This window comes from Amycolatopsis sp. CA-211722 (genome assembly GCF_056828465.1).
This window is the reverse complement of the sequence record NZ_CP184752.1, coordinates 7575977-7590735: the sequence shown is the minus strand read 5'-3', so window position 1 is coordinate 7590735 and position 14759 is coordinate 7575977. Positions and strand designations below refer to the sequence as shown.

The following is a 14759-nucleotide window of genomic DNA, read 5'->3' as shown; positions in this document are numbered from 1 at the left end:
GGCGTGTCAGAGAGCGATTGCACTAGGACAGTGGCTAGCCTCGGCCCTTGTCGAGGTCGTCGACAACTGCGGCCAGTCGACGTAGGGCATCTGCGGCGTCGACTGTTGGGACCCCGTCCGCCGTGATTTCTTCTGGGGGAACATGAGTGTGCAGATGGAGTTCCGTCTTACCGGACCCGCTCGGTGTGCGGTTCACGAGGTACGACTTGAAGCCGTGCCGCTTCAACGCTTCCTCGGCTTCCCCGTAGCTCACATCTCGGTCCACCTTGAGTGGGACACTAAGGCTGCCACTGAACAGTTCGATCATCGGTAGCTCCCTTGTTTGCAGTCGCCTGCACAGTGGTCGTGTGAGGGCCCCACGATGTTTCAAGGGAGTGCAAGAAAGGACCACTTCTGCCCAGACTTGTGCTGGGTGCTCGCTGGGTGACCTCGCCGCGCTCGAACTTGCCGATCAACTGGTCAAAAATCCCGGGCCGCGTTGAGATGTGAGATTTGCTGAAGGCTCATCAAAGTTGCGTGAGCGCGCCGTCGTGGTCGACCCGCCAGCGATGCTTGCCTTGGCGGAAGCTGACACTCAATTCAAATCGGCGGATGACATCGAGAGATTCGGAAATCGCAGCTCGGGTGATGTTCTTATCACCGGCGGCGTCGACGTCGTAGTACTTGTCCTGGCCGATCCGCTCGAAGACCGCGATCCGTACTGAGTCTGCCAGCCGATGGCCTGCATGGACGAACTCGCTGCCCGTTCGGTCTGTCGGTGAAACTGTCCCTAGCCGAATTGTGTGCTCAAAAACCGAGATCCGTGTACTGGCGACGACATCATAAACCGGTAGAGCGGTGGTGTTGACGAATTTCACGACTGGCGTCGGACTCCCGTCGGAGATAACCCATACCGCGAACTTGGATGCCTCGCGCTCCCTGGCTTCTTCCTGCGCTTGGGCCCAGCCGTGTTGAGCGATCCACACGGCAACGCCGGCGGCGATGATGGAGCCGATGCCTCCGATCCACTGGCCCCATGCCGACCACCAGTCAGCGCCTTGACCTAAAACTGCACTCATAATGATCAACAAGGTAAAAGCGAGCGCCAGCACGCCACCTAGGTAGCGCACGTCGATCTTTCCGAATCGCATGCCGCGAGTATCTCGCATCCGTTGCTCGAGGGGCGGATACGGAGCCGCAGACGCCACTGCCGGGTCCATAGCTTCAGGGTCAGTGGCTCTGGTAGCGCACTTCGCGGAGCACCGGCGTCCCGAGCGGTGCGAGGACCTCGTCGAGGTTCCGGCGCGGGGTGGCGGGCAGGGGATCGGCGTTGACCGGTGCCCAGCCGGTCCGCAGCACCATCTGCGGGAAGGTGCCGCCGGTGACCAGGTCCCGCACCTTCGTCCTGGTGTCCGCGACTTCCAGCGGTTCGGTGAGCGGGGAGGTCGCCAAACCCAGGCTGGTCGCGGCGAGCAGCACCGCGCTGGTGGCCTCGCCGGCGCGGAGGCGCGACATGGCGTCGTCCGAAGCCGTGCTCAGCACGAGGAGCGCGGTTTCGTCCGCTTCGCCGGTCGCGCCTTCGGGCTGTCCGAGCAGGGGGTCGGCGAACGCACGCGCGGGCAGGGCGCCGGGGGTGTCGTCCTGTGCGGGTGCGTTCGCCGACGGGACGCCGTCGGGAGCGGTGTGCCTGCCGCTCCAGGCGGCGAGTTCGGTGCGGTACGCCGGGTCCGCCGCATGGACCTCGGCGGCTTCGGAGATGGCGCGCGCGAGGTGGTAGCGGGCGGCGTCGAGAGCGGGGCGCAGGATGGTGCCTTCGTCCGCCGCGTGCCGGGCGAGGGTGTCGAGGTGCCCTGTGGGGACGGTCCAGGAGCTGTGCCTGCGCCGGTCGGTCCGGCGCCGGGGAATGGCGGCGGCGAGCGTGATGTCCTCCTGGGTGGGCTCGTGCCGGTGCAGCTCGACGGACGCCAGGTGGTCCGGCTCCGCCGGATTGGGCAACCGGTGCACTTCCGCCCGCCAGCCCAAGGCCGCGAAGCCGACCCGGAGGTGGTGCAGCGCCGCGCCACAACCGAGCAACAGGTCCCGGCCGTCGGGATCGGTCCCGGCCAGCTGCCGGGCCCGATCGGCGTAGAGGTGAACGGTGCGATCTCCGACGCGCCATTGCCAGGGCTGGGAGTTGTGCACCGACGGTGCGCGGCATGCCAGGGACACCGCGGTTTCGACCGTGTAGTCGTCGGGAAGGCCGTGGTCCATCGGAAACCTGCCTCTGCTCAAGGGAGTGAAGTGCCGTGTTTCAGGGTTCTCCGGACACGGCGGGTCGTGGAGGGCCAGAGGGCCCGGTTCGCCGGGCCGTTCGTTTCTGTTCTCCCGTGCGGTCGCGCGGGATCGTCGAACGGGTCCGCTCCCCGCAAGGAGGCGCCCCATGAGCTCCCCCGTCCGCGTCGAGGCTTCGCTCGATCCTGATCTGTCCCGCTGGCTGTGGCTGGTGAAATGGCTGCTCGCGATCCCGCACTACCTCGTGCTCGCGGTGCTGTGGCTCGCGTTCGTCCCGCTGACGGCGGTGGCGTTCTTCGCCATCCTGTTCACCGGGCGGTATCCGCGGGCGATCTTCGAGTTCAACGTCGGGGTTCTCCGGTGGGCGTGGCGTGTGCACTACTACGCCTACGCCGCGCTGGGCACGGATCGATATCCGCCGTTCACCCTGGCCGACGTCCCCGCCTATCCCGCCCGGCTCGAGATCGATTACCCGGAGCGGCTTTCCCGCGGCCTCGTCCTCGTGAAGTGGTGGCTGCTCGCGATCCCGCACTACCTCGTCGTCGGTCTCTTCGCCGGGGGCGGGCTTTGGTTGTGGTACAGCTCCGACGAGGGCTTCCAGTGGGGAGCGGGCGGGCTCATCGGGATCCTGGTGCTCATCGCGGGCGTCATCCTGCTGGTGCGGGGTGAATACCCGAAGCCGATCTTCGACTTCGTGATCGGAATGGACCGGTGGGTCATCCGGGTTGGCGCGTACGCCGCCCTCATGACCGACGAGTACCCGCCCTTGCGCCTGGATTCGGGCGGTACCGAAACCGGCTCGCCGCTCGAAGGCCCCTCCGCACCGGTACGGCAGCGCCCGGGTACGGCGGGGTGGACGACCGGTCGTGTCGTGTCGGTCGTGATCGGAGTGGCCCTCGCCGTCCTGTCGACCGGTCTGATCAGCGGGGGTGCCGCGTCCCTGTGGCTGGACCGGGTCGACCGCGACGACGACGGATACCTAACGGTCTCGAGTACCTACAGCACCGATACCGCCGCCTTGGCGAGCGAACGGTTCACGTTCGTCGCCACCGCCGCCGGGGACGTACCCGTTACCCGTGCGCTCGGCGACATCCGCGTACGGGTGACCGCTCTCGGCCTGAAGGACGTTTTCGTCGGTGTCGCGCCGTCCCCGGCGGCGGAACGCTATCTGAGCGGGACCGACCACGCGACGGTCACCGATCTAGCTTCGGGCGAGCTGGCCGTACACCGTTCTCCGAAGTCGCCGGTGCTCCCGTGGGAAGTGGGAATCTGGACGGCTTCGGCGGTCGGCCCGGGCACGCAGACGATCACCTGGCCGGACCAGGCCGGTGACTGGACCCTCGTGGTGTTGAACGCCGACGGCTCGGCCGGGGTGGATGTCCGCGCGGAGGCGGGTGCGACCGTACCGGTACTCGGCTGGCTGTCCTGGACTCTGCTGGTATCCGGCCTGCTGCTGCTCGCCGCCGGGGTGGCGCTGGCCGCGGTCGCCGTCACCCGTGTCTCGAACGAACTTTCACCGATCAGCCAAGGAGAGTCGTGATGCAGGTACTCGTGGTCTTCGAGTCGATGTTCGGCAACACCGAGATCATCGCCAGGGCGATCGGCAAGGGCTTGGCCACCTCGTGCGAAGTCGACGTCGTCAACGTCGACGACGCCCCGGCCCAGTGGGACGGCCTCGGCCTGCTCGTCGTCGGCTGCCCCACCCATGCCCACGGCATGACCCGGCCCGGTACCCGCAAGAGCGCGCGGCAGGAGGTCGAGGGTGGTGTCCGCTCGGCGACCGGCGTCCGAGAATGGCTGAGCGCCTTGCCGACGGCATCACGCCGTGTGCCGTTCGCGGTCTTCGACACGAGGCTCCGCCGAGCCCGGTGGCTCGTCGGTTCCGCCGCAGTCGGCGCGCGGAAGATGCTGGTGAAGCGCCACGGTGTTCCGTTGCTGCCGCCGGAGAGCTTCTTCGTGGACGTCGGCAAGAACGCCACGATCTGGTCCGATGGCGAGCAAGAAGGCGCCGAGGCATGGGGAGCCGCGCTCGCAACCCGGCTTCTGCAGACCGCGGCCGGTTGAAGGCTCACGGGTACGACTCGCCAACTCCAAGAAGGAAGAAGCAGAACATGAACGACGTCGAGAACGCACGCGTGGCCAAGGAAGCACGGGACTCGATCGCTGCCGGAGCCGGCTCGTCTCGCTCTTCGGGTGAGTTGGCGGAGGCGGCGATGCGGAGATACTTCGCCGCGCAATCCTATCGCGCGCGGAAGCACGAGGAACGGTCCGAAAAGGACGAAGAGCGTCCGATGACCGGAATGGCCGTCCGCGACGTCATGACCCGTGAGGTCCACTCGGTGCGGAAGAGCACCCTGATCGCGGAGATCGCCGGGATCCTCTCCGGCCATGGGATCAGCGCAGTACCCGTCGTGGATGACGACCGATATGTCATCGGCGTCGTCTCGGAGGCCGACCTGTTGCTCAAACACGTCGAGTCGGTCACCGCGTCGCGGCCGAGAGTGCCGGGTATCCGGTCCAAATCGGACGGACGAGCCGCGGAAGACGTGATGAGCGCCCCCGCGGTGATCGTCGAAGCCGGTCGGCCGGTCGTGGATGCGGCCCGGTTGATGGTGGGGCATCGGGTCAAGCGGCTGCCGGTGGTCGACCGCTACGGCAAGCTGACCGGCATCGTCAGCCGGGCCGACCTCGTGCACGCTTTCGTCCGGACGGACGCGGAGATCCGGAATGAAGTCCTGCGGGACATCTCGGAACTGACCCGTCGTCCGTCGCGGGGTGAGGTGCGGGCGGAGGTGGAAAACGGGACCGTGACCCTGCGCGGTGAGGTCGAGCGACGAAGTCAGGCTGTCCTGCTGGCGGCGTTGGTGCGTCGGATCGCCGGTGTCGTCGAGGTAGTCGATCACGTCCGGTTCGGCTGGGACGACGAGGCGAACCGGTGAACAGGGATTCCGTAAACGGCCAACCTCCGGAGGTAAAGCGATGAGCTACGTACGTGACTTGTCGACGGTCAGCCTCGCCGACGCCGAATCGGCCGGCGGCAAAGGCGCGAATCTCGGCGAGCTGATCAGCGCTGGGTTTTCCGTCCCTCCAGGGTTCGGCGTGCTCCGCGAGGCATACCTTGCGTCACTCGACGAAGCAGGAGTGCGCGCTGAGATCGCGGCGCTGCACGAAAAGGCGCTCGCGTCGGCGGATGCGCCGGAGCAGTTGTCCGGGTTGTGCGACGAGCTTCGTGCCTTGGTCCACCGGGCGGGGATGACGGCCGGCGTTCTGAAGGACGTGATCGCGGCATATCACGGGATCGGGCAGTCGACACCGATCGCAGTCCGGTCCTCGGCGACAGGGGAGGACGGCGCGGAAGCCTCGTTCGCCGGGATGAACGCCAGTTTCACCAACGTGTGGGGGGACAACGCCGTCCGGGAGCGTATCGTCGACTGCTGGGCGTCGTTGTTCTCGCCCCGGGTGATCGGGTACCGCGCCGGGCGTGGTTTCACCGGGGAGCCCGCGATCGCGGTGGTCGTGCAGAAGATGATCGCCGCCGATCGCTCCGGAGTCATCTTCACCGCGGATCCGCGTTCCGGGGATCGTGACCGCCTGGTCGTGGAGGCGGTCTTCGGCCAAGGCGAAGCGATCGTCTCCGGGGCGGTGGAGCCGGATACCTACTTGGTCGCCAAAGAAGGCCTGCGGCTGGTCTCGGCCCGGGTCGGCAGTAAATCCCACAAGATCATCGCCGAGGTCGGTGGCGGAGACGTCAAGGTCGCGCTTCCCTCGCAGGCGGCGGGCCGCCGCGTCCTCGACGACGCGGCGGTGCTCGAACTGGCGCGGCTCGCGACCAGGATCGAAGACCACTACGGTACGCCTCAGGACATCGAGTTCGCCTTGGCGGGCAAGGAGATCTGGGTCGTCCAGTCCCGCCCGGTCACCACCCTTCCGCCGGATCGCGAGCAGGCTCCGGACGTCCTCGTCACGGGGCTGGCCGCGTCGCCCGGCGTCGGCGGCGGGACGGTCAGGGTGCTGCGCGATCCGGCCGAAGGCGGGCAGCTCCGGGACGGCGAGGTGCTGGTCGCGCCGATGACCAATCCCGACTGGGTGCCCGCCATCCGGCGGGCCTCGGCGCTGGTGACCGACGGCGGCGGGATGACCTGCCACGCCGCCGTCGTGGCGCGGGAGCTACGGGTTCCCTGCGTCGTCGGCACCGGCGACGCGACCCGGGTACTCGCGGGGCGCGGGCCCGTCACCGTCGACGGAACCACCGGCGAAGTGCGGTCCGGTTACACCAGGCCCTCGGCGCACACCGAACCGATCGTCCGGCCTGCCGCGGCCGAGACGATCGGAACCAGGCTCTACGTCAACCTCGCCATGCCCGAACACGCCGAAGAGGTCGCCGCGCGACAGGTCGACGGGGTCGGTCTGCTCCGGGCGGAGTTCCTGCTGACCGAGGCGCTCGGCGGCCGTCATCCTCGTGACCTCATCGCCAAGGGCGAACAAGAGTCCTTTGTGGACTCGATGGCCGAGTCGCTGCTGCGGATCACCCGCCCCTTCGGCACTCGCCCGGTCGTCTACCGGACGACCGACCTGCGCAGCAACGAGTTCCGCGGTCTCGCCGGGGGAGAGGCCTACGAAGCCGTCGAGAGCAATCCGATGATCGGCTATCGCGGCTGCTTCCGCTACGTCCGGGAAAAGGACCTGTTCGACCTCGAACTACGCACGCTCGCCCGAGTCCGGGAACAGACGCCGAACCTGCACGTCATGATTCCCTTCGTCCGCACGAAATGGGAGCTGGAGGCCTGCCTCGACCTCGTCGACGCGAGCCCGCTCGGGCGGCAGCGCGGCCTGCACCGGTGGATCATGGCGGAGGTCCCGTCCGTGGTGCACTGGCTTCCCGAGTACGCCGGGATGGGCATCGACGGCGTGTCCATCGGGAGTAACGACCTCACGCAACTGGTGCTCGGCGTGGACAGGGATTCGGCGGTCTGCGCGGAACTGTTCGACGAAGCCGACCCTGCCGTGCTCGACACCATCGGCCGCATCGTCGGCGCGGCGCGAGCCGCCGGGATCACCTCGTCGCTGTGCGGGCAGGCGCCCTCGGTGAAGCCGGGCTTCGCGGAACATCTCGTGCGGTTCGGCATCACGTCGATCTCCGTCAACCCCGACGCGGTCGACGCGTCCCGGCACGCCATCGCGTCCGCGGAACGCCGGATCCTGCTGGACGGTGCCCGGTGAACGCGATCGAGATCCGCGGCCTGCGGAAGAGTTTCGGCCGCACCACGGCGCTGGACGGACTGGACCTCACCGTCCGGACCGGTGAGGTCCACGGCTTCCTCGGCCCGAACGGCGCGGGCAAGACGACGACGCTGCGGCTTCTTCTGGGACTGTTGCGCGCCGACGACGGCCAGATGCGAATGCTGGGCGGGGATCCCTGGCGTGACGCGGTGTCGCTGCACCGGCGGCTCGCCTACGTGCCCGGCGAGGTGTCGCTCTGGCCGACTCTCACCGGGGGAGAGGTGATCGACCTGCTCGGCAGGCTCCGTGGCGGCCTCGACGCACGCCGCCGCGACCGCTATCTGGACCTGTTCGATCTGGACCCGACCCGCAAGGGACGCGCGTACTCCAAGGGCAACCGCCAGAAGGTGGCGGTGGTGGCGGCATTGGCCTCCGACGCGGAACTGCTCCTGCTCGACGAGCCGACCGCCGGACTCGACCCGCTGATGGAAGACGCCTTCCGCGGTTGCATCAGGGAGGAACGCGACCGCGGCCGGACCGTGCTGCTTTCCAGCCACATCCTCACTGAGGCCGAGGCGCTGTCCGACCGCGTCAGCATCATCCGGAACGGGCGCGTGGTCGACACCGGGAGCCTGGACGAACTCCGGCACCTGACGCGGACATCGCTCACCGCACGGCTGACCGGACCGCCGGACGGGCTCGCGGCTCTGCCGGGCGTCCATGATTTCAGCCGGGATCGGGACACCGTCCGGCTGACCGTCGACAACGCTGAACTCAGCCCCGTTCTGGCCGCGCTCGGCCGCGTCGGAGTCCTCGGCCTGACGAGCCAGGCGCCGACGCTCGAGGAACTCTTCCTACGGCACTATCGTGAGCCGGCCTTGGAGTCCCGATGAGCACGCTGACCGGGACCGGCGCCCTGTTCCGCCTCGCGCTACGACGTGAGCGCCCTACGGGTTCCTTTGTGGACACTCGCCTGCGCGGCGACCACCGCCGGAGCGGCCGCCGCCACGGCGGATCTCTATCCGTCGCAACGGGAACTGACCGTGTTCGCCGAGGCGGTCAACGCGGTGCCCGCACTGGTCGCCTTCTACGGCCGCATCTACGACCCCACCTCGCTCGGTGCCGCCGCGGTGCTCAAGCTGACCGGTTTCGGCGCCGCGCTGGTCGCGCTGCTGCTCATCACCACGGTGGTCCGGCACACCAGGGCGGAGGAGGAGGCCGGCAGACTCGATCTGCTCGGCTCCGGCGTCGTGGGCAGGCACGCACCGCTCGCCGCGGCGCTCGCGGTCACCGTCGTCACTGGAGTGGCTGTCGGGATCCTGACCGCCGGAGGACTGGCCGTCGCGGGGCTGCCCGTGGCGGGTTCGGTGGCGTTGGGCGCCGGCTGGATGACGGCGGGCTGGGCGTTCGGTGCCATCGCGGCGGTCACCGCGCAGTTGTGTCGCTCCGCGCGGTTGGCGACCGGGATCGCCGGTGGCGTCCTGGGGCTGGCCTACCTTCTGCGTGCCATCGGGGACTCAGGGCCCGAATGGCTTTCCTGGCTGTCTCCGATCGGCTGGACGCAGCAGATCCGGCCGTTCGCCGGGGAACGTTGGTGGGTCGTGGCGCTTCCCGTGGCGTTCGCCGCCGTGCTGCTGCTGGTCGCGGTCAGGCTGAGCGACGGGCGGGACCTCGGAGCGGGCCTCCTGGCCGACCGAGCGGGTCCCGCCCACGCGGGACGTGGCCTGCAGGGCACCACCGGGCTGCTCTGGCGGCTCAACCGGGCCGGTCTGCTCGCCTGGACGGCGGTCTATCTGGTCCTGGGGCTCGTCATCGGCAACTTGGCCAACGGCATCGGCAAGTTCCTCGACAATCCCAGAGCCGAACAACTGATTCTCGCGCTCGGCGGGCAGAAGGCCCTGGCGGACGCGTTCTTCGCGCTGGAGTTCGGCGTCGCCGGAATCATCGCCGCGGTCTACGCGATGTCCGCGCTCACCCACCTGCACGCCGAGGAAGAAGCGCTCCGGACCGAGCCGCTGCTCGCGACCTCGGTCTCGCGTACCCGGCTGCTGTCCGGTCACCTGGTGCTCGCGACCGCCGGGAGCGCCGTCCCCTTGCTCGCGGCGGGGTTGGGCGCGGGATTCGCGAGCGGCCTGCAGAGCGGGAACACCGGTGCCGAGATCGGCAGGCTGACCGCCACCGCTTTGGTGCAACTGCCCGCGGTGTGGGTGCTCGCCGGAGTGGCGTGTGCCTTGTTCGGTCTGCTCCCGAGCAAGCTCGGGCTGGTCTGGCTGGTGCTGGTGGCGGTCGTCGTGGTCGGTGAGTTCGGAGTGCTCTTCGGTGTGCCCCAAGTGGTCCTGGACCTTTCTCCGTTCACCCATCTGCCGAGCCTGCCGGGTTCGACGGAGGGCATGACATCCATTCCCTGGCTCGTCCTGGTCGCCGGCGCCTTGTTCGCGGCCGGTGTGGCGGGCTTCCGGCGCCGGGACATCGCGGCGTGACACCTTCGGAAAGGAGATCGAGATGAGCGAACGCCGTCGAGTGCGCGAGGTGATGCGCGGCCAGGTGCTCACGGTACGGCCGGATACCCCGTTCAAGGGGATCACCGTTCTTCTTTCGTCCTGGGGAGTGAGCGGTGTGCCCGTCGTGGACGACGACGGCACGGTGGTCGGCGTCGTGTCCCAGCGTGATCTGCTGGAACGCGAGATCCGGCACCGTCTGCTGCGGTTCCGGCCCCGGTTACGGCGCAAGGTGCGGGGAAGCCGCGCCGACGAGCTGATGACCGCGCCCGCGATCACGGTGCCGCAGGACGCCGGTGTGGCCGAAGCGATCCGGCTGATGGAGGACCACGGGGTGCACCGGCTGCCGGTTCTCGACGACGACGCGAAACTGGTGGGTATCGTCGGGAGATCCGATCTGCTGCGCGGCTTTCTCCGGTCGGACTCGGGGTTGCGCGAAGAGGTCCGTGACGAGGTCATCAAACGCGCGATGGCGATCGATCCCGACACCCTGTCGGTCGCCGTGCACAACGGCGTCGTGGCGGTGAGCGGCCAGGTGGAACGCACGGGCATGATCCCGGTGATCGTGGCGCTCATCCGGCGGCTCGACGGCGTGGTGGACGTCCGCGAACATCTCACCGCCGAACTGGACGACAGCCACCTGCCGATCGAGGAACCGGTGAACACCGGCGTCATCGAGGCGTTCCAGCGTCATTCCTGAGCCGATACGGCCCGCTTTCGTCCTTTGTGGACGAGAGCGGGCCGACGTGTGTCAGTTGCGGAAGAGGGCGATCTTGAGTGCGTCGCTCTCCTGAGGCCGGGCGAAGACGTCGTAGGCCTCGTCCATCTCGTCGAGTCCGAACCGGTGCGTGATGAACCGGGTCGTGTCGAGCCTGCCGGCGGCGAGCATCCGCAGCAGCATCGAGGTGCTCGAGGTGTCGACCAGGCCCGTGGTGATGGTGATGTCGCGGATCCAGAGGTCCTCCAGATGCAACGTCGCGGGCGCGCCATGGACACCGACGTTCGCGACGTGCCCGCCGGGACGGACCAGTTCCGTGCACAGTTCGAAGGTCTCCGGCACGCCGACCGCCTCGATCGCGACGTCCGCGCCGAGGCCTCCGGTCAGCTCGGCGATCGCCGCGACTGGATTCTCGCCGGGCTGGAGGAGTACGTCCGCGCCGAAGTTCTTCGCGGCGGCGAGCCTGCTCGGTTCCTTGTCGATCACTACGATGGAACTCGGCCCGAACAGCTGCGCCGTGGTGATCGCGGCGAGCCCGATCGGTCCCGCCCCGACGATCGCGACACAGTCGCCGGGCTGGACCTTCCCGTTGCGGGCGCCGACTTCGTAGGCGGTCGGCATGATGTCGGCCAGCATCAAGGCGGCCTCGTCCGCGACGCCTTTCGGCAGTAGGTAGGTGGACGTCTCGGCGAACGGAACGCGTACGAACTCCGCCTGCACGCCGTCGATCCGGTGGCCCAGGATCCAGCCGCCACCGCCGAGACACTGCCCGTAGACGGCTTTCCGGCAGTATTCGCATCGTGCGCACGCGGTGATACAGGAGACGAGTACCCGATCGCCCGGCTTCAGGGTCGTCACCGCCTGGCCGACCTCCGTGATCGTGCCGACCGCCTCGTGCCCGAGGACCCGGCCGTGCTCCACCGCCGGTACGTCGCCTTTGAGGATGTGCAGATCGGTGCCGCAGATGGTGGCCGCGTCGACCCGGACGATCGCGTCGGTCGCCACGGTGAGCTCCGGCTGAGGCCGGTCGGTCCAAGCCCGTCGCCCCGGCCCGTCGAAAACCAGCGCCTTCATGTTCTCTCCTTGTTCGCGGAAGGGCTATCGGTTCGAGCGTGTCGCGATGCGGCCGCTCGACACAGAGCCCAAAGCCCCTGCGGGGCGCGACATACGACCGCATCGCCGTCGCGATGGGGTGCCTAGCGTCGAGCGAGTCGATTTCCGGACCTGGTCGGCTGAAGGATTCCTTCAACCGCCCTGGTGCTGGTCTCCGGCGGAGCGAAGCTTGGCGACGAAGCCATATCTGAGAAGGCGCACGAGTCGATGGACGCCGGCGCCACCGGACTGATCTTCGGCCGCAACGTCTGGCAAGGAGAACGTGACCAGTGCCCCGGAGAGAGTGAATGATCGCGGCCCGGTCGGCCGGGATCTATGACCGTCGGCGTGCCACTGCCTTGCGTAGTTCTTCGGCGCACAGGACGGAAGACGCGATCGCGGTGGCGACGAGCCAGTCGAGGGCGGTCAAGGCGGTCGTGCCGAACAGGGATTGCGCGGCGGGCAGGTACACGGCGCAGATCTGCAGGGCGAGCACCGCACCCAGTGCGGCCCAGAGCCGCCTGTTACGGAAAAGGAGCCTTCCGAACGCCGAGGCGCGTTCGTCGCGGACGTTGAGGATGTTGAACAGCTGGAACACCACGAAGGTCACGAAGGCCAGGGTGTGCGCCACTTGGATGCCGCGGTCCAGGCCGTGATTTGATGGCGTCATCGTGGGGTTGACGTTCCTGTTCGGGTTCGGCAACGTCCTTGCGTTGGGTCCCAGGCTGGGGCAAGTTTCTGGCCGGATGACGGGCGCCGAATCGGGTTCATCGGCTCGGCGGACTGATCCACGAATATCGGCAGGTCGTATGGTGCGCCACAGTCCTTGGCACCTGCAGGTGCGTTGATCTAATAACGTTCACCGGGTCGCTCTTGTTTCGAATATAGTTTCAGGCTGCGCCGTTTCCTTAGTGTTTGGGTTGGAAGAGTTCGCACTAGGCTGCCTCGCAGGTCCTCAGATCCGCAGTCGAGCGAGGCAAAGTCATCGCCCTGTCATCGTCCAGGTGTCCTTGCCGCGCAGAAGGCCCTGCAGGTCGGGCTTGCGGGCGGCCTGCGCCTCCGCGACCTGGGCACGCGCCTGGTCGTCGTAGGTGGGCCGCTCGACCTGCCGCAGGATGCCGGTCGGCACGTGGTTCAGGTTCTGGTCGCCGATCCGCGAAAGCGCGAAGGCGTACGACGTGTCCACGATCGCCGGGTCGTGCACGACGAGGTTCTCCTCGCCGATGTTCGCGACCTTCCCGACCTCCAGGCCGGCCCAGCCGCTCCGCGTGACGCCGTATTCGCCCTGCGGGCCGAACTTGATCGGCTCGCCCGCCTTCAGCGGGATGAGCCTGGTCGCGGCTTCGTCCTTGTCCTTGAGGACGTCGAAGGCGCCGTCGTTGAAGATCGGGCAGTTCTGGTAGATCTCCACCAGCGCCGACCCGCGGTGCTTCGCGGCGGCCTCCAGCACCTCGGTCAGGCCCTTGCGGTCCGAGTCGAGCGCGCGGCCCACGAACGACGCCTCGGCGCCGATCGCCAGCGAAAGCGGGTTGAACGGGGTGTCGACCGAGCCCATCGGGGTGGACTTCGTGACCATGCCCGGCCCGGACGTCGGCGAGTACTGGCCCTTGGTGAGGCCGTAGATCCGGTTGTTGAACAGCAGGATCTTGATGTTCACGTTGCGCCGCAACGCGTGGATCAGGTGGTTTCCGCCGATGGACAGCGCGTCGCCGTCCCCGGTGACCACCCACACCGACAGATCCGGCCGCGCGGTCGCGAGCCCGGTCGCGATCGACGGCGCGCGGCCGTGGATCGAGTGCATGCCGTAGGTGTTCAGGTAGTACGGGAACCGGGACGAGCACCCGATCCCCGAGATGAACACGATGTTCTCGCGCTTGAGGCCGAGCGTCGGCAGGAACGACTGCACGGCGTTGAGCACGACGTAGTCCCCGCAGCCGGGACACCAGCGGACCTCCTGGTCCGACTTGTAGTCCTTGGCCTTCTGCGGTTCGGTCTCGGTCGGCACAAGGTCCAGGCCGCCGAGGGTGGGGATCCCCAGATCGATCGCGGTCATCAGGACGTCTCGTACGCCGATTCGGATATTTTGCTGTTCAAGGCGCAGGTATTGATCGATGCGAGAGATTTACGATGCCGCTTCACAGATGAAGGTGTTGCGATCGGTGCGTCATGGCTGTGATCGGGGACGCTCCGGCGCGAGTCTTGGTGCGATTCGTTCACAACCTGAGTCACCACCTTGTGGACGCCGCGGCAACCAGTTTGTGACGTCTCACCATTTACGGCTTCACACATGTGCCGCTCCTCGGCTTTTCCAGGACGAACGATTCTCGGCGTTGGTGGTCGCGGCCTGGGGTGGTGGCCGTCAGACGATGATGCGGCATGGTGGCTGCGGCGGCCTGAAACTCTGGACAAAAGTGCAACGATCATCAATGAATGGACGGTTGGCCTCCATACGTCACCCGTGCTTTCGATGTTGTCGGAACGACAACTTGGCCTGAAGTGCCTCCGTCCACCGGCATGGACGCCGAGGTGAAGGATCGAGTCAACCGCTCTCCCCGACCGGCAGGGCCGCGGCCCGTATCGCGCCACCGCTGAAGAACCCCGGCCGTAGTCGTTGGGGTCGGCACCGTGGTCGAGTTCCGCGCCTGTCGGTATGCGGCTTTTCGCCGTTTCGGTGCGGTGGTAGAACCACATTTGCCGCTCGGCGGTTGCCTCAGCCGATTCGACTGCCTCGTCGGCAGCCACTGCGGGACTGGTGATCTCGGCACCTGCCGTACTCGGCTCATCATCCGCTCTCGCAGCTCCTCTCCGCTCGCAGGCCTCGCGGTGTCCTGTTGAGCGGCTCGACGGAAAGCGGGGGCAAGCCGCGACGGTGAGTGCGAAGACGCTGGGTCCCGGCGTCCCGCCGATGTTGGCGCCATGCAGGGAACCCGCGCGGCGGAGGCGATCGATCTCCACCTCGTGCTCACCGGGACACGCTGTGG

At 67.7% G+C, this 14759-nt stretch carries 14 protein-coding genes; 8 read left to right on the top strand and 6 right to left on the bottom strand.

The window, feature by feature from the left end; genetic code table 11:
• Positions 1-34 precede the first annotated feature (34 nt).
• From ACOCEP_RS34920 to ACOCEP_RS34910, 3 genes are all read right to left on the bottom strand, one after another.
• Positions 35-307 carry a hypothetical protein gene (locus ACOCEP_RS34920; RefSeq protein ID WP_482333719.1) on the bottom strand — a complete coding sequence of 91 codons (273 nt, stop codon included), beginning with the start codon at positions 305-307 and terminating at the stop codon, positions 35-37.
• Between the two features lie 199 nt (positions 308-506).
• Positions 507-1130 (bottom strand): hypothetical protein, encoded by a 624-nt coding sequence (locus ACOCEP_RS34915; RefSeq protein ID WP_482333718.1) that lies wholly within the window; start codon positions 1128-1130, stop codon positions 507-509.
• A 79-nt stretch (positions 1131-1209) separates the two neighbouring features.
• Positions 1210-2229 (bottom strand): Acg family FMN-binding oxidoreductase, encoded by a 1020-nt coding sequence (locus ACOCEP_RS34910; RefSeq protein ID WP_482333716.1) that lies wholly within the window; start codon positions 2227-2229, stop codon positions 1210-1212.
• Between the two features lie 169 nt (positions 2230-2398).
• On the opposite strand from ACOCEP_RS34910, the gene ACOCEP_RS34905 reads away from it, so the two are divergent.
• The 7 genes from ACOCEP_RS34905 to ACOCEP_RS34875 are packed head-to-tail and all read left to right on the top strand — an operon-like array spanning position 2399 to position 10668.
• On the top strand, positions 2399-3790 hold the full coding sequence (locus ACOCEP_RS34905; RefSeq protein WP_482333715.1) for a DUF4389 domain-containing protein: 1392 nt from the start codon (positions 2399-2401) through the stop codon (positions 3788-3790).
• The gene (locus tag ACOCEP_RS34900) at positions 3790-4314 is read left to right on the top strand and encodes a flavodoxin family protein (RefSeq protein ID WP_482333714.1); all 525 of its coding nucleotides are present in this window, start codon (positions 3790-3792) and stop codon (positions 4312-4314) included. Before ACOCEP_RS34905 ends, ACOCEP_RS34900 begins: the two co-directional genes overlap by 1 nt.
• A 47-nt stretch (positions 4315-4361) precedes the next feature.
• The gene (locus tag ACOCEP_RS34895; RefSeq protein WP_482333713.1) at positions 4362-5189 is read left to right on the top strand and encodes a CBS domain-containing protein; all 828 of its coding nucleotides are present in this window, start codon (positions 4362-4364) and stop codon (positions 5187-5189) included.
• A gap of 40 nt (positions 5190-5229) precedes the next feature.
• The gene (ppsA, locus tag ACOCEP_RS34890) at positions 5230-7470 is read left to right on the top strand and encodes a phosphoenolpyruvate synthase (protein WP_482333711.1); all 2241 of its coding nucleotides are present in this window, start codon (positions 5230-5232) and stop codon (positions 7468-7470) included.
• Complete coding sequence (locus tag ACOCEP_RS34885; protein ID WP_482333709.1) at positions 7467-8363, top strand: ABC transporter ATP-binding protein; 897 nt, start codon at positions 7467-7469, stop codon at positions 8361-8363. Before ppsA ends, ACOCEP_RS34885 begins: the two co-directional genes overlap by 4 nt.
• A 45-nt stretch (positions 8364-8408) precedes the next feature.
• Complete coding sequence (locus ACOCEP_RS34880) at positions 8409-9950, top strand: ABC transporter permease (protein ID WP_482333707.1); 1542 nt, start codon at positions 8409-8411, stop codon at positions 9948-9950.
• Positions 9951-9972: 22 nt separating this feature from the next.
• Positions 9973-10668 carry a CBS domain-containing protein gene (locus ACOCEP_RS34875; RefSeq protein WP_482333705.1) on the top strand — a complete coding sequence of 232 codons (696 nt, stop codon included), beginning with the start codon at positions 9973-9975 and terminating at the stop codon, positions 10666-10668.
• 51 nt (positions 10669-10719) lie between these two features.
• Here the strand turns inward: ACOCEP_RS34875 and ACOCEP_RS34870 are convergent, their stop codons facing one another.
• Entirely contained in the window at positions 10720-11760 is a 1041-nt protein-coding gene (locus ACOCEP_RS34870) for a zinc-dependent alcohol dehydrogenase family protein (protein ID WP_482333703.1), read from the bottom strand.
• Positions 11761-11925: 165 nt separating this feature from the next.
• On the opposite strand from ACOCEP_RS34870, the gene ACOCEP_RS34865 reads away from it, so the two are divergent.
• Positions 11926-12090: a hypothetical protein gene (locus ACOCEP_RS34865; RefSeq protein ID WP_482339874.1), complete on the top strand. Its 165-nt coding sequence runs from the start codon at positions 11926-11928 to the stop codon at positions 12088-12090.
• A 22-nt stretch (positions 12091-12112) separates the two neighbouring features.
• Here ACOCEP_RS34865 and ACOCEP_RS34860 read toward each other — a convergent pair whose 3' ends face one another.
• Together ACOCEP_RS34860 and ACOCEP_RS34855 are read right to left on the bottom strand one after the other, a co-directional pair.
• Entirely contained in the window at positions 12113-12448 is a 336-nt protein-coding gene (locus ACOCEP_RS34860) for a cation transporting ATPase C-terminal domain-containing protein (protein WP_482333702.1), read from the bottom strand.
• A 312-nt stretch (positions 12449-12760) separates the two neighbouring features.
• The gene (locus tag ACOCEP_RS34855; RefSeq protein ID WP_482333700.1) at positions 12761-13831 is read right to left on the bottom strand and encodes a 2-oxoacid:ferredoxin oxidoreductase subunit beta; all 1071 of its coding nucleotides are present in this window, start codon (positions 13829-13831) and stop codon (positions 12761-12763) included.
• Positions 13832-14759 lie beyond the last annotated feature (928 nt).

Excerpts from the sequence above, each read along its gene's own strand:
- ACOCEP_RS34920 (WP_482333719.1), bottom strand. The coding sequence starts at position 307 with ATGATCGAACTGTTCAGTGGCAGCCTTAGTGTCCCACTCAAGGTGGAC.
- ACOCEP_RS34915 (WP_482333718.1), bottom strand. The coding sequence starts at position 1,130 with ATGCGATTCGGAAAGATCGACGTGCGCTACCTAGGTGGCGTGCTGGCG.
- ACOCEP_RS34910 (WP_482333716.1), bottom strand. The coding sequence starts at position 2,229 with ATGGACCACGGCCTTCCCGACGACTACACGGTCGAAACCGCGGTGTCC.
- ACOCEP_RS34905 (WP_482333715.1), top strand. The coding sequence starts at position 2,399 with ATGAGCTCCCCCGTCCGCGTCGAGGCTTCGCTCGATCCTGATCTGTCC.
- ACOCEP_RS34900 (WP_482333714.1), top strand. The coding sequence starts at position 3,790 with ATGCAGGTACTCGTGGTCTTCGAGTCGATGTTCGGCAACACCGAGATC.
- ACOCEP_RS34895 (WP_482333713.1), top strand. The coding sequence starts at position 4,362 with ATGAACGACGTCGAGAACGCACGCGTGGCCAAGGAAGCACGGGACTCG.
- ppsA (WP_482333711.1), top strand. The coding sequence starts at position 5,230 with ATGAGCTACGTACGTGACTTGTCGACGGTCAGCCTCGCCGACGCCGAA.
- ACOCEP_RS34875 (WP_482333705.1), top strand. The coding sequence starts at position 9,973 with ATGAGCGAACGCCGTCGAGTGCGCGAGGTGATGCGCGGCCAGGTGCTC.
- ACOCEP_RS34870 (WP_482333703.1), bottom strand. The coding sequence starts at position 11,760 with ATGAAGGCGCTGGTTTTCGACGGGCCGGGGCGACGGGCTTGGACCGAC.
- ACOCEP_RS34860 (WP_482333702.1), bottom strand. The coding sequence starts at position 12,448 with ATGACGCCATCAAATCACGGCCTGGACCGCGGCATCCAAGTGGCGCAC.
- ACOCEP_RS34855 (WP_482333700.1), bottom strand. The coding sequence starts at position 13,831 with ATGACCGCGATCGATCTGGGGATCCCCACCCTCGGCGGCCTGGACCTT.